The organism is Acidobacteriota bacterium, from assembly GCA_020845575.1.
Classification (GTDB): Bacteria; Acidobacteriota; Vicinamibacteria; order Vicinamibacterales; family Vicinamibacteraceae; genus Luteitalea.
This window is the reverse complement of the sequence record JADLFL010000001.1, coordinates 101,334-128,180: the sequence shown is the minus strand read 5'-3', so window position 1 is coordinate 128,180 and position 26,847 is coordinate 101,334. Positions and strand designations below refer to the sequence as shown.

Here is a 26,847-nt window from a genome sequence, read left to right as displayed (position 1 = left end):
CTCCGTAGCTGCGCAGCAGCGGAGAGGGTGGCCGCCCGTCATTCGGCATTCGGCATTTCCTGCTTCACCCCAGCGCGTCGACGACCGCTGACGGGGGGACGTGGGTCATGCAGCGGTGGTCGAGAGGACACTCGCGGAGCATGCAGGGACGGCACCAGACGTCGTGCGTGAGGATGTGATGCGGACCGAGAGGAGCGGTGGCCCATTCGCGGGTCGGGCCGAACACCGCGACGGTGGGCGTACCGAACGCCGCGGCAACGTGCATCGCGCCCGAATCGTTGGCCAGCACGCGTGACGCGACGGCCAGTACGCCTGCCAGCGCCGCCAGCGACGTACGGGCCGTGAGATCGATCACCGCCGCGCGCCGCTCCACAGGCACCCCCGCGACAACGGCCGCCGACGCCGGTACGTCTGCCGATGCGCCCACGAGCGCGACAGCGCCACCCGCCGCGATCCACGCCGACGCGACAGCCGCCACGTGGCGCGGCGGCCACTGCTTCGCGGTCCCGTATGCCGCGCCAGGCGCACAGGCCAGCACGCGTGCGGTGCCGTCCCATCCGCTGGCGCGCAACAGCGCGATCGCCTCCTCACGCGCCTGCGACGGCAGCATCGCCTGAACCTCCAACGCAGGCCTCGGCATCCCCAGCGCGGCGACGAGCGCGGCGTAGTAGTCGGCGTGATGCCGCGAATCGCGTCGCGCATCCCTTACGCGAATCGCGCGCGTCAGCAGCCGTCCCCGCCCGTCGCGGCGATAGCCCCATCGCTCCGGCACACCCGCCCACGCCATCACGAGCGCCGACGCGAACGAGTTGGTCAGCAGCAGCGCGACGTCGTAGTTCCCCGCGCGCACGGCGTCCGTGTGTCGCCGCACCGCGCGCACGCCGGCTCGTCCTTCCAGGGGCAGCGCGCCCACGCCAGGCACCAGCATCGGGACGATCGGCGCGAACGCCGACGGCCCCGCGACGTCCACCACTGCCTCGGGCCACGTCTCGCGTACCGCCCGGATCGCCGGCGCCGCCATCACGAGATCGCCGAGCCAGTTCGGCCCGCGCACCACGACGCGCCGCCGCGCTGTCACGACTCGCCGTCTCCGGGTACCTCGTCCACCAAGAGCGACGGCGACTCGGTGGTCTGCAGGTCGTCGCGCCAGCGTCTGTGCATCCAGAGCCAGCGCTCGGGATGCGCGCGCACGTACTTCTCCAGCACCTTCGTGCACCGCTGCGTGAGATCGCGCACGGCATCCGGATCGTCGGGCGATCCCACTTCGAGCGGACGCTCGTAGATCAGCCTGTAGCGCCCGTCATTGAGCGGCAGCGAGAACGCCGGGATCACCGCCGCGCCCGTGCGCATCGCCAGCACCGCCACCGCCGACGTCGTCGCCGCGGGACGCCCCATGAAGTCCACCTTCACGGCTTCGGCCGTGAGGATGTGCTGATCGATCAGCACCGCCACCGCCTGATTGGCCTGCAGCGCGCGCATGATGCGCCGCAAGCCGCCCTTGCGATCGATGACGATGTTGCCGGTGCTCGCGCGGAGGTCGGTGAGCATCCTGTCGAGGAGCGTGTTGTCGAGCGCGCGCGCCACGACGGCCATCGGCCCGATCTGCAGCCCGTGCGCCAGCGCGTGCAGTTCCCAGAACCCGAAGTGCCCCGTGACGAGCAGCGCGCCCTTCCCCGCCATGCGCACCGCGTCCACGTGCTCGAGCCCGACGAACTCCACCAGTGACAACTGCCGCTCCGGCGACTGCCCGGAGAACCAGAGCAGTTCGACGAGCTTGCGGCCGAAGTGCGCGAACACCTCGCGCGCGATGCGCGTCCGCTCCTGCACCGAACGCTCCGGAAACGTGGCGGCAAGATTGTCGAGCGTGATGCGGCGATGCCGTCCGTCGAGGCGGTAGGCGATCGCGCCGATCGCATGGCCGAGACGCGTGGCCGCCGACTGCGGCAGCCGCCGTACGACAGCCGCCACGGCCCGCAGCAGCGCGTGCTCCACGCGATGACGACGGGGAATCACCTCGGCGGCGGCGGTCACGCCCCCTCCGGGTCGAGGGCGAGCCGTCCACGCAGCCATGCCGAGAATCGATCGGCCGGTTCGATCACGACCTCCAGCGGCACGACGGCCACGGGGATGTCGATGGGCAGATGACGTTCGAGCTTCACGGCGTCCTTGGCGGTGGTGACGACGGCCGTCGCGCCCACGCTTCGCGCGCGCGCCGCGATCTGCCGCACATCGTCGGCATGGTAGCGGTGGTGGTCGCGAAAGGTCATCTCGTCGACGAGGCGCCACCCGACCTGGCGGAGCTCGGCGGCCACGCGGTCGGGTTCGGCGACAGCCGTGACGAGCAGCACGGGTTCGTCGTGCAGACGCGAGAAATCTGTCGCTCCGGAGAGCGCGCGCGCACGACCGAGATGCCGGTGCACTTCGAAGATCGGCACGTCGGGAGTCCGGCCGAGCGCCATACGCAGGCGCGCCGCGCTGCAGTCGACGGCGATCAACGCGTCAGCGGATTCCAACGCATGCACGGGCTCGCGCAACCGGCCTGCCGGCAACACGCGACCGTGCAGCACATCGTCGAGCGTCAGCAGCACGATGTCGGCGTCGCGCGCCAGTTCCACGTGCTGGAACCCATCGTCCAGGACGTGGACGGTGCAGCCGAGTGTCTCTTCGGCCACCGCGCCAGCCCGCGCACGACGCGGATGGACGAGCACGCAGCAGCCTGGCAGTTCGCGCGCGAGCATGAACGGTTCGTCGCCGCTCTCGGCCAGCGTGGCCCGCATGCGTTCGGCGTCGCGCACGATCACGACGTCGCGCGACGGCGATTCACGCCGATAGCCGCGACTCAGCACCGCGGGCCGCTCGCCCCAGCCATGGAGCATGCGCGCCACCGCCGACACGACGGGCGTCTTGCCGCGGCCGCCGACGGCGAGATTGCCCACGCTGATCACGGGCCGCGCGAGGCGCGTCGCTCGCCGGGCGCGCCGGGCGCGTCGCAGAGTCGCGCCTTTGCCGTAGAGCCGGGCGGCCGCACGAAGCACCGCGAACGTACGTTCCGGTTCGCTCACGATGTGCCTCCGCCAACAGCCGTCGCCTGGCGCACGTCCGCCCGTGCGCGCATCACGCCTGCGATCTCGAACAGCGTCCGATCCACGGCACCACGATGGCGATCGAGGACGCCTCGCGCCGCACGCCCCAGACGCTCGCGCCGCGCCGCGTCGCCGAAGAGCGCGACGACCTCGCCCCGCGCTTCCGCGGCATCAGCCACCTGCACCAGGCCGCCGGCATCGAGGAATCGGCGCGTGATGTCGGCGAAGTTGGTCATCGAGGGCCCGACGATGATGGGACGCGCGTAGAGCGCCGGTTCGATGATGTTGTGGCCGCCGGCCTGGACGAGACTCCCGCCCACGAACACCACCGTCGCGTGCGCACACACGGCCGCCAACTCGCCGATCGTATCGAGCACCAGCACGTCGAACGGCGCACGAAGACCAGGAGGCAACGCCGTTCGACGCACGACACGCGCTCCCGATCGTTCGACGAGCGAAACAACCGTGTCGAATCGCTCGGGATGACGCGGGGCAATCACCAGCAGGGCATCTGGCTCGGACTCGCGCAACTCCCGCCACGCGTCGAGGACCGTCTCGTCCTCCCCCTTCAGCGTGCTGGCCGCCAGCAGCACCGGACGTCCCTCCAACTGGCGCGCGATGTCCTCGATGCCGCGCGGCGGATCGGCCGTCACGTCGTACTTCAGGCTGCCCGTCACGACGAGGCGATCCTCGGGCGCGCCGAGCTGACGCAGCCGGTCCGCCGTGTCCTCCGACTGCGCACACAACCTGTCGAACTGACGCAGCACCGGTCCCAGCCATCGCCTCACGCGCAGGTAGCGCGGAAAGCTCCTGTCGGAGATCCGCGCGTTCACCAGCAGGAGTCCGATCCCGCTCGCGCGGCAGATTCGCACCAGGTTCGGCCAGATCTCCGTCTCGACGATCACGACCAGCGACGGCTGGATGTGGCGGAGGACGCGGCGCGCCACCCAGGCGAAGTCGAGCGGGAAGTAGAAGACGCCTGCCGCATCAGCCAGCCTCCGTTCGGCCATGTCGCGCCCGGTGCGCGTGGTGGTGGACACCACGACGCGCCAGTCGGGATGCGCACGCCTGAGCGCGGCCACGAGCGGCACGGCGCTCAGGACCTCACCCACCGACACGGCGTGGAGCCAGAGCGTGGGGGTGCCGGACGTCGCGCCGAGCGCGGGCGGCAACCACCCGAAGCGCTCCTGCCAGCGGTGCCGGTATTTGCCATGACGCGCGGCCTGCCATGCCACCCAGGGCAGCAGCGCCACGAGGGCCAGGCCGGCGAACACGCTGTAGAGGAGATACATGGCACGGGGGGGCGCGTCCCGGCGCGAACGAGGCGGCTCACGGGAGTATAGCGAACCGGCTCCGCGGCATTCGCGGTACCATGCAGGTTTGTATCGCAGGCGCGCCGCCGTCCAGACGGCAGGCGTCCCGCGGAAGTCTCTCATCAGGCCGGCTTCATTCGCAGGGTCAGCGACCACGCAGGAGGAACCTTCATGGGCATCAAGGTTGGCATCAACGGCTTCGGGCGCATCGGGCGCAACATCATGCGCGCCGCGATGGGCACCGGGAAGGTCGACTTCGTGGCGGTGAACGACCTCACGGATACGGCGACGCTGGCGCACCTGCTCAAGTACGACTCGATCCTCGGCAACCTCGACGCCACGGTGGAGTCGGGCGAGGGCTGGATCAGCGTCAACGGCGACAAGTTCCAGGTGCTCGCGCAGAAGGATCCGGCCGCGCTGCCGTGGAAGGACCTCGGCGTCGACGTCGTGTTCGAGAGCACGGGCCGCTTCACCAAGCGCGACGACGCCGCCAAGCACATCGAGGCGGGTGCCAGGCGCGTGATCATCACCGCCCCGGCGACGGGCCCCGACGTGACGCTGCTCATGGGCGTCAACCACGAGTTGTACGACCCGGCCAAGGACTTCGTCGTGTCCAACGCGTCATGCACGACCAACTGTCTGGCGCCGTTCGCCAAGGTGCTCCACGAGCAGTTCGGTATCGTCAAGGGCTGGATGACGACGATCCACAGCTACACCAACGACCAGCAGCTGCTCGACCTGCCGCACAAGGACCTTCGCCGTTCGCGCGCCGCCGCGCTCTCGATGATCCCGACGACGACGGGCGCCGCCAAGGCGATGGGCGAGGTGATGCCGGAGCTGAAGGGCAAGCTCGATGGCATGTCGATGCGCGTGCCGACGCCGAACGTCTCGGTGGTCGACCTGGCCGTCATCGTCAGCAGGAAGACGACGGCAGACGAGGTGAACGCGGCGTTCAGGACCGCGGCGGCGGGTCCGCTGAAGGGCATCCTCGCCGTGGAGGACGCGCCGCTCGTCTCGGTGGACTTCCGCAAGAACCCCCACAGCTCGATCATCGACTCGGCCTACACCAAGGTGATGGACGGCGACTTCGTGAAGGTGCTGAGCTGGTACGACACCGAGTGGGGCTACAGCAGCCGCTGCGTGGATCTGCTCACGTACATGGAGTCGAAGGGGCTGTAAGGTTCATGGCCACGCGATCGATCAAGGACCTCGACCTGAAGGGCCGGCGCGTCTTCATCCGCGTCGACTTCAACGTGCCCATCAAGAACGGGCAGATCACCGACGACACGCGCATCACCTCGTCGCTGCCGACGATCACCTGGGCGCTCGACCAGGGCGCGACGGTGATCCTCGCGTCGCACCTCGGCCGGCCGAAGGGCAAGCCGAACCCCGAGTTCACGCTGGCGCCCGTGGCCGAGCGCCTGTCGGCGCTGCTCGGGCGTCCCGTCGTGTTCGCGTCCGATTGCGTGGGCGCGCCCGCTGTCGAGGCCGTGGCCAAGGCCGGCGCATCCGGCGTGGTGCTGCTCGAAAACCTCCGCTATCACGCGGAAGAAGAGGCCAACGATCCGGCGTTCGCGAAGGAACTGGCGGCGCTGGCTGACGTGTACGTCAACGACGCGTTCGGCTCGGCGCATCGTGCGCATGCGTCCACCGAGGGCATCGTCGCCTTCGTACCGGAGGCCGCGGCGGGTCTGCTGATGGCCAACGAACTGGCCTTCATGGGCAAGGCGCTGACAGATCCCGAGCGTCCGTTCGTGGCGGTGCTTGGCGGCGCGAAGGTGAGCGACAAGCTCGAAGTGATCCAGAACCTGCTCCCGAAGGTCGACGCGCTGGTGATTGGCGGCGCGATGGCCTACACGTTCCTGAAGGCGCAGGGGCTCGACGTCGGGAAATCGCTTGTCGAAGCCGACCTCGTCGAGACGGCGCGTGAACTGAAGGCGCAGGCCGACGCACGTGGGTTGACGCTCGCGTTGCCGGAGGATCACGTGGTGGCCGAGGCGCTGTCTGCCGATGTGCCCACCGAAACGCTGGCAGTCGGTGATGCGGCCATCGGCGCGCGCATGGGTCTCGACATCGGTCCGAAGACGGCCGCGCGCTATGCCGCGATCATCGGCGGCTCGAAGACGGTCGTCTGGAACGGTCCGATGGGCGTGTTCGAGATCCCGGCGTTCGCCAACGGGACCAACACCGTGGCACAGGCGGTGGCCAACGTCGACGGCACCACGATCATCGGCGGCGGCGACTCGATCGCAGCCGTCCACAAGGCCGGCGTGACCGACAGAATCAGCCACATTTCCACGGGCGGCGGCGCGAGCCTGGAGTTCCTGGGCGGCAGGACGCTACCCGGAGTGGCAGTTCTGCCGGAGAAATAGAGTCCTGAATCCCCGCTGAGGCGCGGGTCCTGTCACCGGACGGCCCCACCCGTCCGGTGCCACCCGTTGTCCCTTTCTTCGTCGAGGTTCTCGTATGCGCGCGCCGCTGGTGGCTGGCAACTGGAAGATGTTCAAGGGCGTGGCTGACGCCGTGGCGTATGCCAAGGAGTTCCGCTCGCTCGCAAAGGACGTGACGACGGTGGAACTGGTGATTGCGCCGCCGTTCACCGCGGTGCACGCCGTGGCCGACGCGCTGCGCAACTCCGGGATCGCAACGGCGGGCCAGGACTGCTTCTGGGAACAGGAAGGGGCGTTCACGGGTGCCGTGAGCGCGCGCATGCTCGCGGAGGCCGGTGCGGCGCTCGTCATCATCGGGCACGCGGAGCGCCGTCGCGTGTTCGGCGACACCGACGCCGACGTCTCGCGCAAGATCCACGCGGCGTACGCGGCGGGACTCGCGCCCATCGCGTGCATCGGTGAAACGCTCGAGGAACGCGAGGCAGGACGCACGTTCGATGTGCTCGACACGCAGTTGAAGGCGGCGATCGAAGGCCTCACCGGAGAGCAGTTCGCGAAGATGGTGATCGCGTACGAGCCGGTGTGGGCGATCGGCACGGGCCGCAATGCGACGCCGGAGCAGGCGCAGGAGGCGCACGCGCACATCCGCGGTCGCCTGCGCGCGTGGCTCGGTGCCGACGCGGCCGACAAGTGCCAGATCCTGTACGGCGGCAGCGTCAAGCCCGACAACGCGCGCGCGATTCTCCAGCAGCCCGACGTCGACGGCGCGCTGGTCGGCGGCGCCAGCCTCGACCCGCAGGGATTCTTCGCCATCTGCGCGGCAGCCATTTGAGAACGCCGGTATTTGCGGCATTCCAGGCATTTCAGCTAGACTGAATCGTTATGCTGTACTTGCTCCTCGTCACCGTCTACGTCATCGCGTGCCTCCTGCTGCTGGTCGCCGTGCTGCTCCAGCAGGGCAAGGGTGGCGACATCGCCGCGGCGTTCGGCGGCGGAGGTGGCCAGGCGGCGTTCGGTGCCCGTCAGGGCGCCACGGTGCTCACGAAGGCCTCGGCGATCCTCGGTGCGGTGTTCATGCTCGGTGCGCTCGGTCTCGCCATCGTCGGCCAGCGCGGACCGGGATCGGTGATGAGCGGCGTCCCGACGGCAGCCCCCGCATCAGTCCCGGCCCCAGTCGCGCCAGCCGCGCCGACCAACGCCACGGCCACGCCAGCTGCGGAGACGACACCTGCCAGCGCAGCACCCGCAACGGCGACTCCGAGCGCCGACGCGCCTGTCGCACCAGCGGCGCCGCAGCCCGAGCCGAAGCAGTAGTCGCAACACGCTGCATTACGGCAGCTTCCATCGAACCGGCGGACCTGCTATAGTCCGTGGTTCTGTCGACCTTGCGGAACATCGCAAGCGAACGACACACACCACTTGCGGAAGTGGCGGAATTGGCAGACGCACCAGCTTGAGGGGCTGGCGGGAGCAATCTCGTGGGGGTTCGAGTCCCCCCTTCCGCACCAACACTCATTTCATTCGTATTGGCGCGAAAGGCCGGCATCAGGCTCGCGCCTCCGCCGCTACGCGGCTCGGCTTCGAGCTCGAGTCCCCCCTTCCGCACCATCTTTAGAATCAACAACATACGGTGAAACAGAAGCCCCGGCGACGGGGCTTCTTGCTGCTCTGTTGTCCAGTGCGTTGTCAAGGCGGTTCGCTGCCCTCAGGGGCGCCAATCCGCCGGAATGGCGCTCAGGCGTGGATAGACGCCAGAATTCTTGCGGCTAGGAACACAGGCGCCTCTATCGGACCCGCAGCCTGGCAAGACCCACCCCGACCGAAAAACTCCGCGAAATCGAGCGCATCGTAGCCGCGCACCTGGACGGCGTGACCGCGCCCGAGATCAGTGCCGCTCTTTCGACCAGGACCGCCGAGCGCACCCTCCAGAACCACCTGAACCGCCTGGTCCACGACGGGCGGGTTCTCCGCGAAAGCTCAGGCAGGTGGGCGCGCTACCGGAGCCTGCCGAACCAGGCAGGCACAACTGCGCCGCCTGCGAGCGAACCCTTGGTGCCGCTCACCCGGCAAGGCACCGAGATCTTCGCCCTCGTGCAGCGGCCCGAGGCCGCGCGCCGTCCGGTTGGCTACAACCGCTACTTCCAGGAAAGCTATCGCCCGAACGAGAGCTTCTACTTAAGCGCGCCAGACCGGGCACGGCTTGCGGCTCTTGCCAGGCGCCCCGCCGGTACGGCGCAGCCCGCCGGCACGTATGCCCGCCACATCCTGAACCGGCTGCTGATCGATCTGGCCTGGAACCCCAGCCGCCTTGAGGGCAACACCTATTCCCTGCTCGACACCAGGCGCCTGATCGAGTTCGGACAGCAGGCCGAAGGGCGCGACCAGACCGAGGCGCAGATGATCCTCAATCACAAGGACGCGATTGAGTTCCTCGCCGAGAACGCCGCCGACATCGGTTTCAACCGGTACACGATCCTCAACCTGCACGGCATCCTCGCCAACAACCTTCTGCCCGACCCGAACGCGCCCGGCAGGCTGCGCTCGATGGCGGTTGGCATCGGCGGGTCCGTCTCTCACCCGCCGGAGACGCCGCAACTCATCGAGGAATGCTTTGAACAGGTGCTCGCCACCGCAAGCGCCATCGCCGACCCGTTCGAGCAGGCGTTCTTCGCGATGGTCCACCTTCCTACCTCCAGCCCTTTGACGATGTGAACAAGCGTGTCTCGCGGCTGGGCGCAAACATCCCGTTCATCAAGAGCTACATCCCGCCCCTCTCGTTCACCGACGTTCCGAGCGACGTCTACGCGCGCGCCATGCTCGGAGCCTACGAGCTCAATCGAACTGAGCTGCTGCGGGATGTGTTTCTGTGGGCCTACGAGCGATCCGCCGCAAGCTACGCCGCCATCCAGCAATCCGTCGGCGAGCCCGACCCGTTCCGGCTGCGTTACCGCGAACAGTTGCACACCCTGATCGGCGACGTGGTGCGCGGCGAGATGGACCGCAAAGCAGCGGCGCGCCACATCGCGGCGTGGACGGGCGAGCACATCGAGGAAATCGACCGCAGCGCCTTCCGCACCGCCGCCGAGGACGAATTGCTCGCGCTTCATGAAGGGAACTTCGCGCGCTACGGCCTGCGCCCAGGCGAGTTCCGCAGCTGGCAGGCTGTCTGGGGCTAACCGCCCTGCCCCAGCTCGCGCTTCAGGGCCGCCACCATCCGCTCGACCGTCATCCCGACCGTCCAGTTCGCGCCCGGCGCCTGCTGCTGCAGACAGTTCACTACGAGGCGCCCGCGGCTCCGTTCCTGATCGATGAAATGTCGCGCTTCATTGCCTGGGCCAACGGGGCAGACCGCACGGACGCGGTGCTACGCGCCGGACTCGCACATGTGTGGTTCGTGACGATTCACCCGTTCGACGACGGGAACGGCCGTATCGCGCGCGCGATTGCGGACTGTCGGCTCGCGCGCTCGGAGAACAGCGCGCAACGTTTCTACAGCATGTCGGCGCAGATCCAGCGTGAGCGGAACGACTACTACGACATCCTCGAAGGCACGCAGCAGGGAACACTCGACGTGACGCCGTGGCTGGAATGGTTTCTGGGTTGCCTGGGCCGAGCGTTCGACGGGACCGAGGCAACGCTCGCCACCGTGATGCGCAAGGCCCGCTTCTGGGAGCGGACCTCTCGAGCGTCGATCAACGACCGCCAGCGCGTGGTGCTCAATCGCCTGCTCGATGGCTTCACCGGCAAGCTCACGACGAAGAAGTGGGCCCTGATCGCGAAGTCGTCGCACGATACGGCGCTTCGCGACATCCAGGGCCTCATCGACCAGGGCTTGCTCCGTAGAGACGAGGCCGGCGGGCGCAGCACGAGCTATTCCCTCGTTCTCGAATAGGCGCTCGAGCACACGGCCAACCGCCGGGCGTCGAGTCGTGCCTCCGCTCTACTCGACGATCGGCAGCCGCTTGCCCGCCGCACTGGGCAACGCCACGTCAAGCCATGCAGCCACTGTCGGGGCGACGTCGAGGTTCGAGATGGCGCCGAGGGTCGCGCCTTTCCGTACGCCCGCACCAGAGGCGATGAAGATGGCCTGCATGTCGGGATCACTGGCGAGGTACCCGTGCGAGCCGCGGTTGGCGCCGACGGGGACATCGTCGATCGCCGGGCCATCCGTGCCACCGGTGAACACGGCGCCGTCCGCTGCCGCGACAACGACGTCGGCCATGCGCGCCATCTTCTCCGGCGATGGGTAACCATACGCTTCCATCTCCGCCGGCGTGATGACGGCGCTCACGCCGTCGGCCGCGCGGAACGCCGTGCGTACGGCATCGATGGTGGCCTGACGTGACGTCTGTCCTGCCGGCGTGAGGTAGATCATCGCCGTCCCGCCCTCAGGTACGGCCCACGCCTTGTCGCCAAGCCCCGCGTTCGCGAGCACGACGTTGGCGCGCACGCGCCGCTCGACCAGCTTGAAGCCGTGATCCGAGACGATGACGAACGTGGTGCGATCGAAGATGCCGGCGTCGCGTGTCGCATCGACAAGGCGCTTCACCTGCATGTCGGCAAGTGCCAGCGCCGTCTGCGCGCCCAACGATCGCGCACCCGTCTGGTGCTGCATGCTGTCGGTGGTCAGCAGGTGGAAGAGCAGCAGGTTGGGCTTGTGCGTCCTGATGATGTACTCGCCCGCGCGCGTCCAGATCTCGTCGCGGAAGGTGATGGGCGCCTTGGCGAACCGCTCGAGGTCGTCGGCCGTGATGACGCCCGCCGCGATCATCGCCTGCGCCACCGCTCCCTGCGTCTGCCGGTACTCGGGGAACGCGTACGTGATCGTCGGTGCGTTCTGGATCGCCACCCAATCCACTTCTGCCGTCGTCAGTCCCGCAGCGTGCGCGGCGTCGTACACCGTCGGCGCGGTCACGAGCGTCGTCTTGTCGACGTACGGCTCGACGCGAATGTACGGTCCCGTCGCGCCAGCCGCGGCGCGCACCGGCAACCCGTTGTAGAGCAGGCCGTGCTGCGCGGGCGGCACGCCTGTCACGAGCGTCGTGTGATTGGGCCAGGTGACGGTCGGGTTCACCGGCGTCATCGATGACGCCATCACGCCGTTCTTCGCGAGCGCGCGCAGCGTCGGCACCGGGATGTTCGGGTCGGCCAGCGCGTAGGCCGCGAAGCCATCGAGACTGATGACGATGACGTGGCGATCGCGCCGTGGTGCCTGCGCATCGAGACCGACCGAACCAGGCACGACGATGGTGAGAACCGACGCAAGAGCGAGAGAGACGACACGCGTGAGTGTGTACACGCGTGCAATGCTAGATCGGCTCGCCCCTCTCAGTACTGCTGCACGTCAACACCCGGCACCTGCCGGAAGTGTTCGACGTTGCGCGTGAGGACAGGCAGGTCGTAAGCAAGCGCCGTCGCGGCGATCCAGAGGTCGTTCGCGCCGATGAGGGCACCGTTGTCGTACAGATGGCGATACGCGCGCCCATAGTGCCAGCACACGTCCGGCGTTGACGTCAGCAGGAACAGCGGCGCGAGGAACGCGTCCCACCGCTGGCGATCGCGCATGGCAAGCCCGGCGGCGAGCTCGCCTGCGACGGTGAACGGAAGATAGAGGCGAGTGTCGGGATGAGCCTCGAGAAAGGCGATGGCCGGACCAGGCCGGCTGCGACGCTCCTCACGCTCGCGATCGATGAGGAACGTCGTCTCGAGAATCAGTGCGCGGCCCATTTGTCCACCGGCGGAGCGTCAGCTTGCGTGACAGCCTCGATGCGGACCAACTCCTCCCCGGAGAACATCCCTTCCTCCGATCGCACGTGCCGGAGGAACGCGCCGGCCGTCACCGTGTCTTCGGGCCACGACGCCCGCAGCACCACCTCGCTGAACGACTCGGTCGGATAACGACGCGCGGCAGTCAGGCGATCGTATGCCTCGACCTTCAACGAAATCGTCTTCGTCGCCATGCATGCAATGTGCGTTGTGCATGCACACATGTCAAGCCTCGCTGCACGGCAGAGCGTGTCGGCAGCGAAGTCCGAGGGCGTCTGTCGACACGGCGTGGTGCCAATGGTGTCGGTAGCGTACGCGATGCAGGGATCGACGACACCTCGGCCATGGCCAACTCGACGCCGGCGGCCTGACGCCATCGGAACTCGTGGGTGGCGCGATCGACGTGATACGGTTGGCGCGCTATGCCTGCACACGGCGCGACACGACGGCACATCCCCCGACGGCACGTGCTCCATCTGCTGGGACTCGCGGCGCTTGGCACCACGGCAGGGACGGGCCACGCAGCACAGGGGCCCGCTCCTCTGCGCGTGCTCTCCTACAACATCAAGCGCGGCCTTGGCATGGACGAGGTCACCGACATCACGCGCGCGGCGGCGGTCATCAACCGGCTGACGCCTGACGTGGTCGCGCTGCAGGAGATCGATGTCGGTGTCGAGCGGTCGGGACGGATCGATCAGGCGAAGGAACTGGCCCGCCTGACGAACATGACGGGGTTCTTCGCCGAGTTCATGCCGTATCAGGGGGGCCAGTACGGCCAGATGGTGTTGTCGAAGCTGCCGGTGATCGAGTCGCGGCGCATCGCGCTGCCCGACGGTCAGGAAGAGCCGCGCGCATCGGCCGTCATGCGCGTGCGTGCGCCGTTCGGCGAACTCACCATCGCGTGCGTGCACTTCTATCGCACGGAAGCAGACCGCCTCGCGCAGGCGAAAACGCTCATCGCCGAACTGGCCACGCGGCCGGAACCGGTGCTGCTCGTCGGCGACTTCAACTCGCGACGTGGAAGCGTGGTGATGAACCTCGTCGAGCAGACATACGCGAATCCGGCCAAGCACGGCCAGCCGAACACCATCCCCGCGTCGGCGCCGCGCGCCGAGATCGACTTCATCACCTACCGTCCGGCCAGCGCCTTCACCGTTACCGACTACCAGGTCATCGCCGAACCCGTCGTCTCTGACCACCTGCCCGTCGTGATGGTGTTGCAGCCGGCCGCGCGCTGAGATCAGTCTCCCGCTGCGTCTCCGGCGAGTTCGGAGGCCACGCTCCGACCGTCGAGGCTTGCCTCGACGGCGAAAGCGCCTCTATGCTGCGCGATCGATGGCGCGCACGTTCCCCGTCGAGGAGATCGCTCGCCGCATAGAGGCGCTCGAACCCATGCGCCGTGCGGCACGCAGGTCGACAGTCGGCCTGATCGTGCGCTTCGGCGTGCTCGGCGTGGCGTATCTGTTCGCCCTCATCGTCGGCACGGTCGGCGCGATGTACATCGTCGGGCGCTTCGTGACGACGGTTCCTGTCGTGTGGCTCGGCGCCGCGCTGCTGGCCGCCGTGTTCATCACGGCCATGACCATCGCGATCGGGAAGCGTGTGTGGCGTGCACACAGTGACCCGACGCACGCCTACGAGGCTGCCTACGCCGCCTCAGTCGCGGTACCACTGCTTCGAGACGTCCTGCCCGGCTGCGAGGCGTCTGCCGAGCCGGTCATCGATGTCCACACGTTCGGCGCCAGCCGCCTGTTCACCGTACCCGACGAGAGATTCGAGGAGCGGACCGGCACGCCAGGCTTCGTGGGAACGTGCGGCATCGAAGGCCGCGTGGACGATGTGCCGTGGCGTGCCGCGGTGCTGCGCGTGCGGCGCTGGGGACGCGACTACGACAGCCGCGAGCGAAGCCTGCCGGCGTTCACCGGCGTGTTCCTCCACGTGGAGCATCACGGCGCGGCCTCCGACAGCGTACGCCTCGTGGACAGCGGCAGAGACCGTGCGGACCTGCGTTACCACTTCCCGCAGGGCGCGACGCTGCGTGGCTTTCCCGACGTCGACGATCCGGAGTTCGCCAGCCAGTTCCACGAGCTTGCTGCGCCGGGCTCGCCAGGGGCGACACTGCCATCAGCCGCACTGCGTCGCGCGTGTCTCGACGTGCGGCGTCAACTCGAACGGCCGCTGTTCCTGGCCTTCAACGAGACCGGCGCATACCTCGCGATCTCCTGGCCATCCACCGAAGCGCCGTTCGAACCTGGTGGCCTCATGCAGCCATCGGCCGCACATGTCGCCGCCGACCTCGACGTCATCGAACACCTGCCCGCCGCCGCGGCCACGCTCGCCCGCGCCTGGCGCTGACGCGACATCGCCATGACGACCGCGCAACTGCCAGACGCACTACACGGCATCCTGAGCCGGCACTTCCGCACGCCCGCGCCGGGCGAACTGCACGACGCGCTCGATCTCGGGCCGGCGGGATTCGGGCTCGACTCCATCGCACTCGCCGAACTGCTCATCGTGTGCGAAGACCACTTCGGCTGCCCGTTCCCGTACACGCTCTTCGACGAGGGACCGCTCACGGTCGGCAGACTCATCGCGCACGTGCGCGACGCCCGCGCGTCGACGATCGAGCCATGACCGCGCACAACCCGCTGGTGCCCACCGGCGGCGATCACTGGCCCGACGTCGATCCCCCCTGGCGGCTTCGTCTGCTGAGCGCGTACGACAGCGCGACACGGGCTGTCGCGCGCATCAATCTGCCTGGTGCCGTCGCACTCTGCGACACAGCGGGTCGCGCCGCAAACCTCGCGCGAGTACAGGGTCCGTCGACCTCCGACATCGCTGCGTTGTTCGACTGGCTTCCGCCCGGCGATCGCGGACGCGTGGCGCGCGACATCTCCGCGCAGCGGGTGAAGAATCGCCTGGCGATCGCACTTGTCCTGGGCGATCGCACCGCCGATCTCGCCAGACTCGTACGCTGGCCCGACGAGGCGGCGCGGCGCGCGCTCGTGGAATCCCCGTCAGGCGTGGTGATCGTCGCGTGTCACATCGGCGCGTTCTTCGGCGTGCGCGCGGCGCTGCACGGCGTGGGCCGCTCCGTCTTCATGCTGCGCGACATGATGAAGGCCGATGCCGCGGCCAGGGCCGGCGTCCTCAAGCGCGCCGTCGACGGCCTTCGCGCAGGCGAACTCGTCGTCGCAACGCTCGATGGCCCCGGCGGCACGAGTACACGCGAGGTGACGTGTCTCGGCCGACGCGTCGCGTTCCGGCGAGGACCGTTCACGCTCACCCGCCTCACGGGCGCCCCGATCGTACCCGTAGCCTGCGCCTGGACGCCACACCATCACATCGAGATGCGCGTCGGACCACCCATCGCGCGCCCGTCGCGAACCGACCTCGACGCCGTGGGCTTCGAGGACGACATGGCCGCTCGGACGGCGCAGTGGTTCGATGCCTACCTTCGGGCCGAGCCGCAGGAGATGTGGCCGAACACGCTGCGCCACTACCTCGCCGCGCCGCGCGTTGACGCGTCACCCGAGTGAACCGGCGATCACGAGACGTCGCAGTTCGTCGTACTGCACCTTGCCGGCTGCGGTACGAGGCAGGCGACCGGCCGGCACGAGCAGGATCCTTCCCGGCGTGAAGCCCATCGCCCGTCGAACCTCCGCCCCGATCGCGGCGACGAGGGCGTCGGCGTCGGGCCCGCTCGTCGGCACGGGCGCGGCATGTTCGGCGACAACGACGACGTCCTCGGTGCCTGTCAGCGTCGACAGGACCACGCCGACGGCCGCCGCACTGGCCACGCCCGGCACGCGATGCACCGCGTCCTCGATCTCGCGCGGCGCGATGGCCACGCCGCCGCGCTTGATCAACACACGCGCGCGAGCCGTGACGAACAGATACCCGTCGCCATCGACATGCCCGACATCACCCGTGTGGAGCCAGCCATCACGCAGCGTCCGTCGCGTCGCATCCTCATCGTCGAAATAGCCGCTGAAGACGGGTATCCCACGCGTGAGGATCTCGCCCGTCGATCCGGGTGGCAACGCGAGGCCATCCGCATTGGCAATCCGAAGGTCCATGCCCTCCAGCACTCTGCCGCACGAAACCACGCCATGGCTGTCGACGCGGAGACGTTCGCCGGGACGCGTGGTCGTCACCACCAGCGTCGCTTCGGCAAGTCCATACGCGGGGCGCACCACGCCGGGACACGCGAATCGCCGTTCGAATGCCTCGATCGTCGCGAGCCTGACGGGTTCACCACCATTGCCTGCGAAGCGCAGCGCCGAGAGATCGAGCCCGGTGGGATCGACGGTGTGTGCCGACAGGCGATACGCGGAGTCCGGAGCACCGGTGACCGTGGCTCTGACGCGCGCGACGAGCGCCAGCCACGGATGCAGGTTCCCCATCGACGGCGGCACCAGATGCGACGACGCGCCCACGAAGAGCGCGTTGAACACGTAGCGCACGAGACCCAGGTCGTGGTGGAGCGGCACCCATGTCGCCAACACGTCGTCTGCGGAGAACGCAAGGCAGGCGGCCGTCATGCGCAGCGACGCCGTCAGGCTGCGATGCGTGATGACCGCGGCACGCGGCTCGCCGGTCGTGCCGGAGGTGAGCTGCAGGAACGCCGTGTCCTCCGGCGCCGGTTGCACGTCAGGCGTCGGCGAGGCCTGACACGTCGCGACGTCCTCGACCGACACGGCACCGTACGCGGTATCGCCCGTGGCAACGCCGGCGACGAGGGGCACCTCACCGACCGCGAGAGACGCACGTACCAGGTGCAGGCGACGACGGATCGCGTCAGGCGGCAGGCTCGGGTTGACGACGACAGGCACGGCGGCGAGCAGCTGCGTGGCGTACACCGCGCGAATCAGATCGAGGCCTGTCGGGAGCGCGATGACGCACCTGTCGCCGCGGCCGACGCCTCGGCGGGCGAACGCGCCGGCGATGTGCCTCACGTCTCGAAGCAATTCGCCGTACGTCGTCGTTTCGCCGGCGGCCGAGTACGCCACGGCGTCCGGCCGATCGCGCGCGTGGGCGATCAGGGCCTCGATGATGTTCTCTGCGCTCGGCATCGGCAGACAGGATTTCGGCGCGGACACTACCACGATCCCTCCCGTCGCCTCGCCCCTGCGCTATAGTGACGCGCTGGTGAACCCCGAACATCCGCCAGATCTCGACGCGCACGAAGCGCGATGGGGCCGCTGTACGCCGCAGGCGCTCGTCGCGCCCGGTGATGCGCGCAAGGTCTTGCGGCGCATACCGCTGGCGGCGCGCCTGGCGGTGGCGGCGATCCGCGATCCCACGGCGTTTCGCACCACGATGGTGGCCATTCGCCGGTACGGCGCCCTGCAAAAGCCCCTGGAGCTGTTCGAGTACCTGCGCGTCGTCCGGCGGCAGCGTGTGGTGCGATTCATGGAGATCGGCACGCTGTGGGGCGGAACGTTCTTCGCGCACTGCGCGTCGACGGCGCCGGACGGCCACGCCATCGCCATCGACGCGTTTCCGCAGGAGAGTGCCGACGCGATGTCGGCGCGATATCGTGCGTTCGCACAGCCGGCGCAGCGCGTCACCTGCGTCTGGGGCGACTCGCACGCCGACGAGACGAAGCACGCCGTGGCGACGGCACTCGACGGCGCGGCGCTCGACCTGCTGTTCCTCGACGGCGATCACTCGTCCGAGGGAGCCGCGCGCGACTATGAAATGTACGCGCCGCTCGTGCGCTCGGGCGGCATGATCGCGTTCCACGACATAGACGCCGCACACGAGGGCGGCGTCCCCGCGCTCTGGCGCTCGCTGCGCGAGCGGCACCGGAGCCTGGACATCGTCGATCGCCGGCACGCGCCGCACGGGCTCGGCATCGGCATCCTCTTCAAGGAGTAGACGCGCGTCGATGCAGCGGTCCATCCCGGGGTTGCACCACGTCACGGCCATCACTCGCGATCCGCATCGCAACGCCGGCTTCTACGTACGGGTACTGGAACTCGCCCTCGTCAAGCGCACCGTCAACTTCGACGTACCAGACGTCTTTCATCTCTACTACGGCGACGCGGCGGGACACCCGGGTACGCTGCTCACGTTCTTCGTCAGGCTAAATGGCGAGTCCGGTCGTCAGGGCAACGGTCAGGCAACGCGCGTCAGGCTCAGCGTGCCGACGTCGCACGTCCAGCCCTGGGCCGAATGGCTCACGGAGCATGGCGTCGGCGTCGAACGCGGCGAGACGTGGTGCGGCGCGCCAGCGCTCTCGTTCCGCGATCCTGATGGCCTCTCGCTCGAACTCGTCGGCGTGCCGGAGGGCGGCGTGACGTACGACAGACCGCGCGTGATTCTGGGGCTCCACAGCGTCGAACTGCCGACGGTCGATCCAGCCCCCACCAGCGCGCTGCTGACCGACACCATGGGATTCCACATCGTCGAAGCGCGGGCGTCGCGACGACGATTCGCGATGTCGGGCGGTGAGCCGGGCGTGTTCGTCGACGTGCTGACCGACACCACCGGCGCCGACGGGGCGATGGGCGTTGGCTGCGTGCACCACGTCGCGTTCCGCACCGAAGACGATGACGGGCAGCGCGCGTGGCAGGCACGCCTGCGAGGCGCGGGCCTCGACGTGACCGACGTCAGGAACCGCACGTACTTCCGGTCGATCTACTTTCACGAGCCTGGCGGCGTACGCCTCGAGATCGCGACCGACGGGCCTGGATTCGCCGTCGACGAACCCGCACACGCGCTCGGCGCGCGTCTTCAGCTGCCCTCGTCGCTGGAACACGCGCGTCGCGAACTGGAGAACCGCCTCGGCGACCTCCCTGGCTCCGTCATCTGACAAACATGTTGCGTACTTTCCTCTCGGCCCTCATCGTCACGACTGCGCTGACACACGCCGTCGCGTTCGCGCAGGCGCTGGCGGCAACCGACACCGAACTCTCGTACATCGACACGGGCATCGAGAACGCCTCGCCCGTCTGGTACGAGCGTGCGGAGGATGGCGCGTATCTCGTGCACCTCCTCTACGACCACGAGCGCGACTCACCGAATCGCGCCGCTGGTCACATCAGCGTGCGGCTCGTCGGACGCCCCGGCGCGCGCATCACGATCGAGTTCCGCAATCTCGACAACGTCTGGAACGGCACACCCGGGTCGGTGGCGCGGGAACTCCGAAGCGTGGCGATCTCACCGGACGGCGACACGTGGACCACGGTGCCCACCACCGCATTGCCGGACAACCGTGTACGCGTCACCGTGACGATGCCCGGGGAATCGCTGTGGCTGGCGCGCATGCAGCCGTATCGCCTGTCGGATCTCGATCGCTTCCTCGCGCGCGTCAGCGCGAGCCCTCACGCGTCTGTCGCCACGATCGGCCACACGGTGCAGGGGCGTCCGCTGGAGATCATCACCATCGGGAACGAGGAAGCACCGACGCGCGTGTTCGTGCGCGCACGGGCGCATCCGTGGGAGTCTGGCAGCAACTGGGTGGCGCAGGGGCTCGTGGATCGACTGCTGCGAGACGATGCCGTGGCGCGGGAATGGCGGGCACGCCACGTGCTGTACGTGCTGCCGATGGCCAACAAGGACGGCGTGGCACGCGGCCTCACGCGCTTCAACGCCAACGGGCGCGACCTGAATCGCAACTGGCAATCACCGGCTGACGCCACGCTCGTGCCCGAGAACGCGGCGCTCGAACGCTGGCTGGAGGCGATGATCGCGAAGGGGCGCACGCCCACCCTCGCCATCGAACTGCACAACGACGGACGCGGCCTGCTGCACATCAGCCGTCCGCCGGTGCCGGGCCTCGACGCGCACCTCGCACGCATGGCGCGCCTCGAAGCCCTGCTCCGCGCGCACACGTGGTTCACCGAAGGCCACACCGACGGCGAGTTCCGCAACAGCGGCACGCTCGGCGACGGCTGGCTGCAACGCTACGGCATCGACGCGGTGGTCCACGAGCTCAACGCCAACTGGATCGAAGGCCGCAAGAGCCACACGTCCGCCACCCTGTGGCAGGAATACGGCGCGTCACTGGTTCCTGTCCTCGACGCGTACCTGCAGGGCAGGTAGCGGTTGGGCCGGGCTCGGAGAGCCGGCCCGAGCAGTTGCCCGTTGCCCGTTGTCGGTCAGGCAATCCCCCTGGCAATCGTCGCCCACTCGACGACCTTGCCCGTGGTGATGGCCTGGTGGCCCATGATGGCGGTCAGCGCGCCTGTCGCGCCGACCATCACGTCGGCGGGGTTGTGGCCGGTGCCGCGGATGCAGTCGTAGAACGCGCGCATGTGCGCGTTCTGATCCTCGTCGACCTTCGGCACGAGTTCGGCCGGCGGCGCCTGGCCGTCGAGCGGATACACGCGCGTATCGCCCATCAGATCGCACGCGCCCTTCTGTCCGTAGACGTGCACGAACTGCCCGCCGCCGGGCAGCCCCTTCGGATGGAACACCATCTGCGTGAAGTACAGCTTCACGCCGCCCGGATAGTCGTAGCTGAGCGTGTAGCCGTCCATGATCGATCGCCCCGGCGGGTCGTCCTTGTACAGCAGGATGCCGCCGAAACCGGCCGCCTTCACCGGCGTGGCGCCGATCGCCCAGTTGCACAGATCGAGGTTGTGCACGGACATCTCGATCAGGTACCCGCCGGACTTCTCGACGTCGAAGAACCAGTCCGCCGAACTGCCGGTATGGCTCAGGTCACTCTCGGAGTGCCGCTGCGCCTTCACCATCAACACGTCGCCGATGGCGCCGCTCCGAATCTTGTCCACCGCCGAGCCCAGACGACGATACGACCGCAGCTGCTGGCCCGAGACGAACACCTTCCCTGACGCTTTCACGGCCTTGACCACGGCCGCAACGGTGTCCGGCGTGATCGCCACGGGCTTTTCGCAGTAGACGTGCTTGCCCGCCTGCAGCGCCGCCACCGCCATCTCCGCGTGCAGGTGCGGCGGCGTGGCGATGACCACCGCCTGGATGTCCTTGCGGTCCAGCACGCGGCGATAGTCGTCGTACGACGCCGGCGTGTCGCGCGCCGCCAGATCGACGGCGGCCTTCAGGCGATCGGCCTTCACGTCGCACACCGCGGCCACCTTGCCGAGGTCGAGCACGGCGCGCAGGTCAGCCGTGCCCCGTCCGCCGGTGCCGATGACGCCCGTCGCGATCGCGCCGGCCACGGGCGTTGCGGGGATTGGCGCCTGGGCTGACGCCACGGCGCGGCCCGCCAGCGCGGTGGTGACGGCCAGCGAGGTGCCGGCGCCGAGGAAGGCTCGTCGAGTGCAGTCGTTAGTCACGTAAGGAAATCCTTTCTCTACCAATCAGGCGCGCGTGCGCAGTCCGCGAATCACGCCGTCCACGTATTCCCTCGCGCGGCGCGCGAGCGCATCGATGCCTTCCGCCGTCGACGGGCGCGGCACGAGCGGTTCGAAGATGTTCTCGAAGACGAGCGGGATCGTCAGCCCCGTGTGCATGACGGGCTCGAAGAGGCGGTAGTGATCGATCTCGCCGAAACCCGGGCCGCAATCCTCGTCTTTCGGCCAGTCGCGATGGTCCTGGATCGCGAACGCGCGGATGTCCGAGACGCACGTCCTGATGTCGGCGATCGGATCATGGCTCTCGTAGTCGAGCACGTTGCCCGCGTCGTAACACAGGCGCACGCCCTCGTCTCCTACCTCGGCGATGATCCGCGCGCACATCTCGCCGGTGGCCGTGTTCCCGCCGTGCTGCTTGATGAGCACCATCACGCCCGCCTGGCGCGCCACGGGCCCGATGGCCTTCAGGCACGCGATCACGCGCTCGTACTCGCCGGGCCGCGTACGGCCGAACGTGAGCACGTAGGGGATCCGCGCCGCGGCCGCCTGCGCGATGCGCCGCTGATGCGCCTCGGCGGCGCCTGCCTCTTCGAGGAAGACCGTCGAGAACATCATCACGGGATCGAGTCCCATGTCGCGGCACCTGCCGGCGAGCGCCGCGGCCTCCGACGGTGGCGCGTCGACGGCCATCGCCGGACGCTCGCGCCCGTCGCTCCCCTTGTGCGTGACACCCCACGCCACGTTCCGATACCCCGCCTTCACGACGCCCTCGAGCGCGCGTTCCATCGGGAAGGCCGCGTACGGCAACGTCATGCAGGCCATCTCGAACGCCGTCGGCGCCAGCGATGGCGGCTGGGCCGCCTGCGCGATCGCCCGTCCACCAGCGACGGCCGGTATCAACCCCGACGCAGCCACGGCTCCGAGGAACTCCCGTCTGTGCATGCGCGACAGTATATGTGCGTCACGGCGCTATGATTCCCGCCATGCGTACCGTCCTCGTCGCACTTGGCGCTTTCATCCTCTCGTCGCCGGTCGCCTACGGAGCGACCACCATCCGCATCATGCCGCCCGATGGCGGCGTGCTCGTCGCCGGACAGATCATGGACATCCGCGTCGAGGCAACCAGCAGCGACGCCGCGGCGCCCACGGGTCTGCGCGTCTGGGTCGATGGCCAGGAATGGACCGCGCGCAACGACCCGAAGGCCCAGGATGGCGCCCCGGCCAACACCGCCAACTTCCTCTCGCGCCGCTTCAGCGCCTCGCGCCAGGGGCCGCTCGTGATTCGCGCTACGACGAGCGACGGCGCGTCCGCCGAATCGCACCTGCAGGTCGAGACGTGGGCGGGCCCCGCGCGCCGACGCCAACCGCGCGCGCGCAACGTCATCTTCTTCCTCGGCGACGGCATGGGCGCCGCCCACCGCACGGCCGCGCGCATCGTCTCGCGCGGGACCCACAACGGCAAGGCCGCCGGCCGGCTCGCGATGGACACATTGGAGGTCACGGGACAGGTGATGACCGGTTCGCTCAACGCCGTGATCACCGACTCGTCGCCCGGTATGGCCGCCTACGTCACCGGGCAGAAGAACGCCAACAACCAGGAGGGCGTGTTCCCCGACAACACGCCGGATCCGTTCGACAACCCGCGTATGGAGTACCTCGGCGAGATCCTGCGGCGCACGCGCGGTCCCGGATTCAACGTCGGCATCGTGACCACCGCCGATCTCACCGACTCGACGCCGGCGGCCAACGCGGCGCACACGTCGAGCCGCTTCGCGGGACCCGGCATCGCCGCGCAGTTCTTCGACGAACGCGCGACCAACGGCGTGACGGTGCTGATGGGCGGCGGCGCGAACCACTTCGCCCCGAAGGACGCGGGCGGCACGCGGCCGGACACCCGCAACCTGATCGAGGAGTTCCGCGGCGCGGGCTACGACACCGTGCGCAACGGCACCGACGTGCGGCGTCTTCTCGATCCGCAGACGCCGGCGCCGAAGGCGCTGCTCGGACTCTTCCATGCACAGCACATGGTGGTGGCTTTCGACAAGGTCGGCGCCGGGCGGTACAGCGACGAGCTCGCGCTCGAGAAGAACGCGCCGTACCGCGACACGCCGATGCTCGAGGACATGACCCGCCTCGCGCTCAGGTCGCTCACGGCACACTCGCCGGCAGGCTTCTATCTGATGGTGGAAGGCGCGTCGATCGACAAGCGCGCGCATGCCGCGGATCAGGAACGCTCCATCTGGGACATCATCGAGTTCGATCGCGCGATCGCCGTTGCGCTGGAGTTCGCGAAGCAGACCAACAGCGACAACAATCCGGACAACGACACGCTCGTGATCGTCACCGCCGACCACGAGACGGGCGGCATGGGCATCATCGGCGTGGGCAACGAGCACTACGTGCCGTCGCAGATCGGCAAGGCCGTGCGCGACTACGCCGCCGTCTTCCGCTTCCTGCCCGAGCAGGTCCTCCCCTTCACCACCAACTACGTGGTGGACGAGCGCGGTTTCCCCGTCGATCCCGATCCCACGCGCAAGCTGTTGCTCGGATGGTCCGCGGCGCCCGATCGCATCGAGAACTGGATGGCCGATCGCGTGCAGACCGAAGCCGGCGTGCTGAAGAAGGAAGACGATGGGCGGCTCGTGGCGGTGGCCAATCCGGCCCGCGGCGAGGCGGGCGGCGTGCCCGGGTTCGTCGTGTCCGGCACGATCGAGAACGGCGAGACCGCATGTCCCGATTCGCGCGGATGCCCGGCAGACACGGCGTCCAACGGCCACACGTTCGCGGGCCACACGGCGTCCGACGTGCCGCTCTCCGCGTCAGGCCCCGGCGCGTGGCAGTTCACGGGCGTGTACGAGAACTCCGACGTGCTGCTGAAGATCCTGCGCGCGACGGCGGGCACCTATCCGCCGAAGTGATGCCGATGCGCGTCAGACCCACCACTGACGACGACGCGCCGGCGCTGCAGGCGCTCGTGGAGGCCGTGGCGCGCGAGCGCAGGTACCTCGGCTCGACGGACGGCTTCACGATCGCGCAAACGCGCGAGTACCTGTCGCACGTGCGCGCGTCCAACGGCGTCGCGCTCGTGCTCGTCGATGCCGATCGCCTCATCGGCTGGGTCGACATCGTCTGCGGTCCCTTCGAGGGACTCAGGCACTACGGCCGCCTCGGGATGGGCCTCGCGCCGGACGCACGAGGCCGCGGCCTGGGGCAGCGCCTGCTCGACGATGCCCTCGCCGAAGGGTTCGGCAAGGGCCTGACGCGGATCGAGCTCGAAGTCTTCGGGTCCAACCTGCGGGCGATCGCGTTGTACAGGCGCGCGGGATTCGTCGAAGAAGGCCGCCGGCGCCTCGCGCGCATCCTCGACGGGACCGAGGACGACATCCTGCTGTTCGGCCTGCTCCGCCGCGAGTGGCGCGGCGAGCCCCGCCTTCCGACTCCCTGACGCCTGTCCGCTCAACCCGCGGCAGCGGCCGTGGCGCGCGGCAGCGTCAGCGTGAACACGGTACCGCCATCGGGCGGGCAATAGACGGAGAGCGATCCGCCGTGGAGCTCCGCCGTCCGTTGCGCGATGGGTAGGCCGAGCCCGCCACCGCGCGCCTTCGTGGTGAAGAACGGTTCGAAGATCTGCGCCCGGATGTCCGGCGGAATGCCGGGGCCCGTGTCGCGGACCTGCACCTGCACGAATCCATCGACCGTGGGCGTCAACGACACGGTGATGCGCCCTTCGCCTGCCAGCGCCTGTGCGGCGTTGAGCACGAGGTTGAGGATCGTCGCGCGCGTCAGATCGGCGTCCGAGTGGACCATCAGCGCGGGGCCCGTCACGTCGAGCTCGATCTCGGCGCCCGCCGGATCCTGCCGCACCGCCGCGAACACATCGTCTATCAGGGGCAGGAGGTCGACGTCGGCAAAGCGCGGCGGACGCGGGCGCGCGAACACGAGCAGGTCGCTGATCAGGTCGTTGAGTGCCTCGGTGCGCGCGAGGATCTCCTGCATCACGCCCCGCTCGGGGTCGTCGGCGCGCCGACGGCCGATGAGGACCTGCATGGCGCCGCGGATCCCGGCCAGCGGGTTGCGCACCTCGTGCGCGAGCACGGCAGCCATCTGACCGACGCGTGCCAGCGCCGCCTGGTGCGTGAGCGAGTCCTCGGCGGCCTTGCGCGCCGTGACGTCGGCGCGGATGGCGATGTACTGGTACGGCTTGCCCGCCTCGTTGACGAACGGCACGATCGTCGTGTCCACCCAGTAGTAGTGCCCGTCCTTCGCGCGATTGCGGATCTCGCCGTGCCACACGCGTCCGCTGGCGATCGTGTGCCAGATCGCGCGGATGAACTCGGGAGGATGGTGGCCCGAATTGATGATGCGATGGTCCTGTCCGATCAGTTCGTCGGAGGTGTAGCCCGAGATCTCCACGAACTTGTCGTTGACGTACGTGATGCGGCCGCGCACGTCGGTGATGGCCACGATCGCCGCGGCGTCGAGCGCGCGCTTGAAGTCGCTCAGGTGCTCCACGCTGACCTGCGCCTGCCGCTCCACCGCGACGAAGCGGCGGACGACGAACGCCGTGATGACGAACACCGCGATCCGCAGCAGGCCGTTGACCAACACGCCCGGCGCGGCCTGCGGATCCCATGCGAGGTACAGATCGACCAGAACGAGCGCCGACGACACGTAGGCAGCCACCAGTGGGTACGCGCGCCATGGACTCCACAAGCCGAGGAGGATCACGCCCACGTACAGGATTCCGATCGCCGTGCCGACGGGCGCTTCGATGTCGATGGCGAGGATGACGATGGCAAGCGCGAGACCCAGGACGGGCAGGGCGGTGTCGCGCGACCATGCGGGGCGTGAGGGGACGGTCACTGGCGGCGATGCTATCCGGGTTGGCGCGTCCGGGCCAGCGGCCAGCACGGCACGAGCGTCCAACCTCCCTGTGGGCATGGTTCGGAGGCCAGCAACAGCCGTGCCGCTGAGGGCAGCGCGGAAAACGCGGCCAACGTGGGGCACTGCG

General features: G+C 68.8%; 25 protein-coding genes, 1 tRNA gene and 1 pseudogene. 16 read left to right on the top strand and 11 right to left on the bottom strand.

Going from position 1 to position 26,847, the window contains the following annotated elements:
• Nucleotides 1-64 precede the first annotated feature (64 nt).
• The 4 genes from waaF to IT182_00430 are packed head-to-tail and all read right to left on the bottom strand — an operon-like array spanning nucleotide 65 to nucleotide 4,375.
• Nucleotides 65-1,078 carry a lipopolysaccharide heptosyltransferase II gene (gene waaF, locus IT182_00445; protein ID MCC6161803.1) on the bottom strand — a complete coding sequence of 338 codons (1,014 nt, stop codon included), beginning with the start codon at nucleotides 1,076-1,078 and terminating at the stop codon, nucleotides 65-67.
• Complete coding sequence (locus IT182_00440) at nucleotides 1,075-2,031, bottom strand: lysophospholipid acyltransferase family protein (GenBank protein MCC6161802.1); 957 nt, start codon at nucleotides 2,029-2,031, stop codon at nucleotides 1,075-1,077. The genes waaF and IT182_00440 overlap by 4 nt, the downstream gene beginning before the upstream one ends.
• The gene (lpxK, locus tag IT182_00435; protein ID MCC6161801.1) at nucleotides 2,028-3,062 is read right to left on the bottom strand and encodes a tetraacyldisaccharide 4'-kinase; all 1,035 of its coding nucleotides are present in this window, start codon (nucleotides 3,060-3,062) and stop codon (nucleotides 2,028-2,030) included. Before lpxK ends, IT182_00440 begins: the two co-directional genes overlap by 4 nt.
• On the bottom strand, nucleotides 3,059-4,375 hold the full coding sequence (locus IT182_00430) for a 3-deoxy-D-manno-octulosonic acid transferase (protein ID MCC6161800.1): 1,317 nt from the start codon (nucleotides 4,373-4,375) through the stop codon (nucleotides 3,059-3,061). Before IT182_00430 ends, lpxK begins: the two co-directional genes overlap by 4 nt.
• A gap of 192 nt (nucleotides 4,376-4,567) precedes the next feature.
• Between IT182_00430 and gap the strand changes: the two genes are divergently transcribed.
• The 7 genes and pseudogenes from gap to IT182_00395 all read left to right on the top strand — a co-directional run bounded on the left by gap (nucleotide 4,568) and on the right by IT182_00395 (nucleotide 10,678).
• Nucleotides 4,568-5,575, top strand: a complete 1,008-nt coding sequence (gene gap / locus IT182_00425) for a type I glyceraldehyde-3-phosphate dehydrogenase (protein ID MCC6161799.1) — start codon at nucleotides 4,568-4,570, stop codon at nucleotides 5,573-5,575.
• 5 nt (nucleotides 5,576-5,580) lie between these two features.
• Complete coding sequence (locus tag IT182_00420) at nucleotides 5,581-6,768, top strand: phosphoglycerate kinase (protein MCC6161798.1); 1,188 nt, start codon at nucleotides 5,581-5,583, stop codon at nucleotides 6,766-6,768.
• A 94-nt stretch (nucleotides 6,769-6,862) separates the two neighbouring features.
• Nucleotides 6,863-7,618: a triose-phosphate isomerase gene (locus IT182_00415; GenBank protein ID MCC6161797.1), complete on the top strand. Its 756-nt coding sequence runs from the start codon at nucleotides 6,863-6,865 to the stop codon at nucleotides 7,616-7,618.
• A 53-nt stretch (nucleotides 7,619-7,671) separates the two neighbouring features.
• A complete protein-coding gene (gene secG, locus IT182_00410; protein MCC6161796.1) occupies nucleotides 7,672-8,100 on the top strand; it encodes a preprotein translocase subunit SecG in 429 nt (142 codons plus the stop codon).
• Between the two features lie 107 nt (nucleotides 8,101-8,207).
• A tRNA-Leu gene (locus IT182_00405) sits at nucleotides 8,208-8,294 on the top strand.
• 292 nt (nucleotides 8,295-8,586) lie between these two features.
• A pseudogene (locus IT182_00400) lies at nucleotides 8,587-9,962 on the top strand (Fic family protein).
• Nucleotides 9,941-10,678, top strand: coding sequence for a Fic family protein (locus IT182_00395; protein MCC6161795.1), 738 nt, complete (start codon nucleotides 9,941-9,943; stop codon nucleotides 10,676-10,678). Before IT182_00400 ends, IT182_00395 begins: the two are co-directional and overlap by 22 nt.
• A 48-nt stretch (nucleotides 10,679-10,726) precedes the next feature.
• On the opposite strand, the gene IT182_00390 is transcribed toward IT182_00395, so the two are convergent.
• The 3 genes from IT182_00390 to IT182_00380 are packed head-to-tail and all read right to left on the bottom strand — an operon-like array spanning nucleotide 10,727 to nucleotide 12,746.
• Nucleotides 10,727-12,085, bottom strand: a complete 1,359-nt coding sequence (locus tag IT182_00390; protein ID MCC6161794.1) for an alkaline phosphatase family protein — start codon at nucleotides 12,083-12,085, stop codon at nucleotides 10,727-10,729.
• A 29-nt stretch (nucleotides 12,086-12,114) separates the two neighbouring features.
• Nucleotides 12,115-12,513: a type II toxin-antitoxin system VapC family toxin gene (locus IT182_00385; protein MCC6161793.1), complete on the bottom strand. Its 399-nt coding sequence runs from the start codon at nucleotides 12,511-12,513 to the stop codon at nucleotides 12,115-12,117.
• Nucleotides 12,498-12,746 (bottom strand): hypothetical protein, encoded by a 249-nt coding sequence (locus tag IT182_00380; GenBank protein ID MCC6161792.1) that lies wholly within the window; start codon nucleotides 12,744-12,746, stop codon nucleotides 12,498-12,500. Before IT182_00380 ends, IT182_00385 begins: the two co-directional genes overlap by 16 nt.
• Nucleotides 12,747-13,019: 273 nt before the next feature.
• On the opposite strand from IT182_00380, the gene IT182_00375 reads away from it, so the two are divergent.
• The 4 genes from IT182_00375 to IT182_00360 all read left to right on the top strand — a co-directional run bounded on the left by IT182_00375 (nucleotide 13,020) and on the right by IT182_00360 (nucleotide 16,091).
• Complete coding sequence (locus tag IT182_00375) at nucleotides 13,020-13,790, top strand: endonuclease/exonuclease/phosphatase family protein (protein ID MCC6161791.1); 771 nt, start codon at nucleotides 13,020-13,022, stop codon at nucleotides 13,788-13,790.
• Nucleotides 13,791-13,887: 97 nt separating this feature from the next.
• A complete protein-coding gene (locus IT182_00370; GenBank protein ID MCC6161790.1) occupies nucleotides 13,888-14,907 on the top strand; it encodes a hypothetical protein in 1,020 nt (339 codons plus the stop codon).
• Between the two features lie 12 nt (nucleotides 14,908-14,919).
• Nucleotides 14,920-15,186, top strand: coding sequence for an acyl carrier protein (locus IT182_00365; GenBank protein MCC6161789.1), 267 nt, complete (start codon nucleotides 14,920-14,922; stop codon nucleotides 15,184-15,186).
• Nucleotides 15,183-16,091 carry a hypothetical protein gene (locus IT182_00360; protein ID MCC6161788.1) on the top strand — a complete coding sequence of 303 codons (909 nt, stop codon included), beginning with the start codon at nucleotides 15,183-15,185 and terminating at the stop codon, nucleotides 16,089-16,091. Before IT182_00365 ends, IT182_00360 begins: the two co-directional genes overlap by 4 nt.
• On the opposite strand, the gene IT182_00355 is transcribed toward IT182_00360, so the two are convergent.
• A complete protein-coding gene (locus IT182_00355) occupies nucleotides 16,080-17,627 on the bottom strand; it encodes an AMP-binding protein (protein MCC6161787.1) in 1,548 nt (515 codons plus the stop codon). The genes IT182_00360 and IT182_00355 overlap by 12 nt on opposite strands.
• Here IT182_00355 and IT182_00350 point away from each other — a divergent pair.
• The 3 genes from IT182_00350 to IT182_00340 are packed head-to-tail and all read left to right on the top strand — an operon-like array spanning nucleotide 17,605 to nucleotide 20,604.
• The gene (locus IT182_00350; GenBank protein MCC6161786.1) at nucleotides 17,605-18,435 is read left to right on the top strand and encodes a class I SAM-dependent methyltransferase; all 831 of its coding nucleotides are present in this window, start codon (nucleotides 17,605-17,607) and stop codon (nucleotides 18,433-18,435) included. The two genes, IT182_00355 and IT182_00350, sit on opposite strands and share 23 nt — an antisense overlap.
• 10 nt (nucleotides 18,436-18,445) lie before the next feature.
• Nucleotides 18,446-19,372: a ring-cleaving dioxygenase gene (locus IT182_00345; GenBank protein ID MCC6161785.1), complete on the top strand. Its 927-nt coding sequence runs from the start codon at nucleotides 18,446-18,448 to the stop codon at nucleotides 19,370-19,372.
• A gap of 5 nt (nucleotides 19,373-19,377) precedes the next feature.
• Nucleotides 19,378-20,604, top strand: a complete 1,227-nt coding sequence (locus IT182_00340) for a succinylglutamate desuccinylase/aspartoacylase family protein (protein ID MCC6161784.1) — start codon at nucleotides 19,378-19,380, stop codon at nucleotides 20,602-20,604.
• Between the two features lie 56 nt (nucleotides 20,605-20,660).
• On the opposite strand, the gene IT182_00335 is transcribed toward IT182_00340, so the two are convergent.
• A complete protein-coding gene (locus tag IT182_00335) occupies nucleotides 20,661-21,818 on the bottom strand; it encodes a Gfo/Idh/MocA family oxidoreductase (protein MCC6161783.1) in 1,158 nt (385 codons plus the stop codon).
• Nucleotides 21,819-21,842: 24 nt separating this feature from the next.
• Nucleotides 21,843-22,778: a TIM barrel protein gene (locus IT182_00330; protein MCC6161782.1), complete on the bottom strand. Its 936-nt coding sequence runs from the start codon at nucleotides 22,776-22,778 to the stop codon at nucleotides 21,843-21,845.
• 41 nt (nucleotides 22,779-22,819) lie between these two features.
• Between IT182_00330 and IT182_00325 the strand changes: the two genes are divergently transcribed.
• Together IT182_00325 and IT182_00320 are read left to right on the top strand one after the other, a co-directional pair.
• Nucleotides 22,820-24,754 carry an alkaline phosphatase gene (locus tag IT182_00325; protein MCC6161781.1) on the top strand — a complete coding sequence of 645 codons (1,935 nt, stop codon included), beginning with the start codon at nucleotides 22,820-22,822 and terminating at the stop codon, nucleotides 24,752-24,754.
• Between the two features lie 5 nt (nucleotides 24,755-24,759).
• The gene (locus IT182_00320; protein ID MCC6161780.1) at nucleotides 24,760-25,281 is read left to right on the top strand and encodes a GNAT family N-acetyltransferase; all 522 of its coding nucleotides are present in this window, start codon (nucleotides 24,760-24,762) and stop codon (nucleotides 25,279-25,281) included.
• An 11-nt stretch (nucleotides 25,282-25,292) separates the two neighbouring features.
• On the opposite strand, the gene IT182_00315 is transcribed toward IT182_00320, so the two are convergent.
• Nucleotides 25,293-26,777, bottom strand: coding sequence for a PAS domain S-box protein (locus tag IT182_00315; protein MCC6161779.1), 1,485 nt, complete (start codon nucleotides 26,775-26,777; stop codon nucleotides 25,293-25,295).
• Between the last annotated feature and the right edge of the window lie 70 nt (nucleotides 26,778-26,847).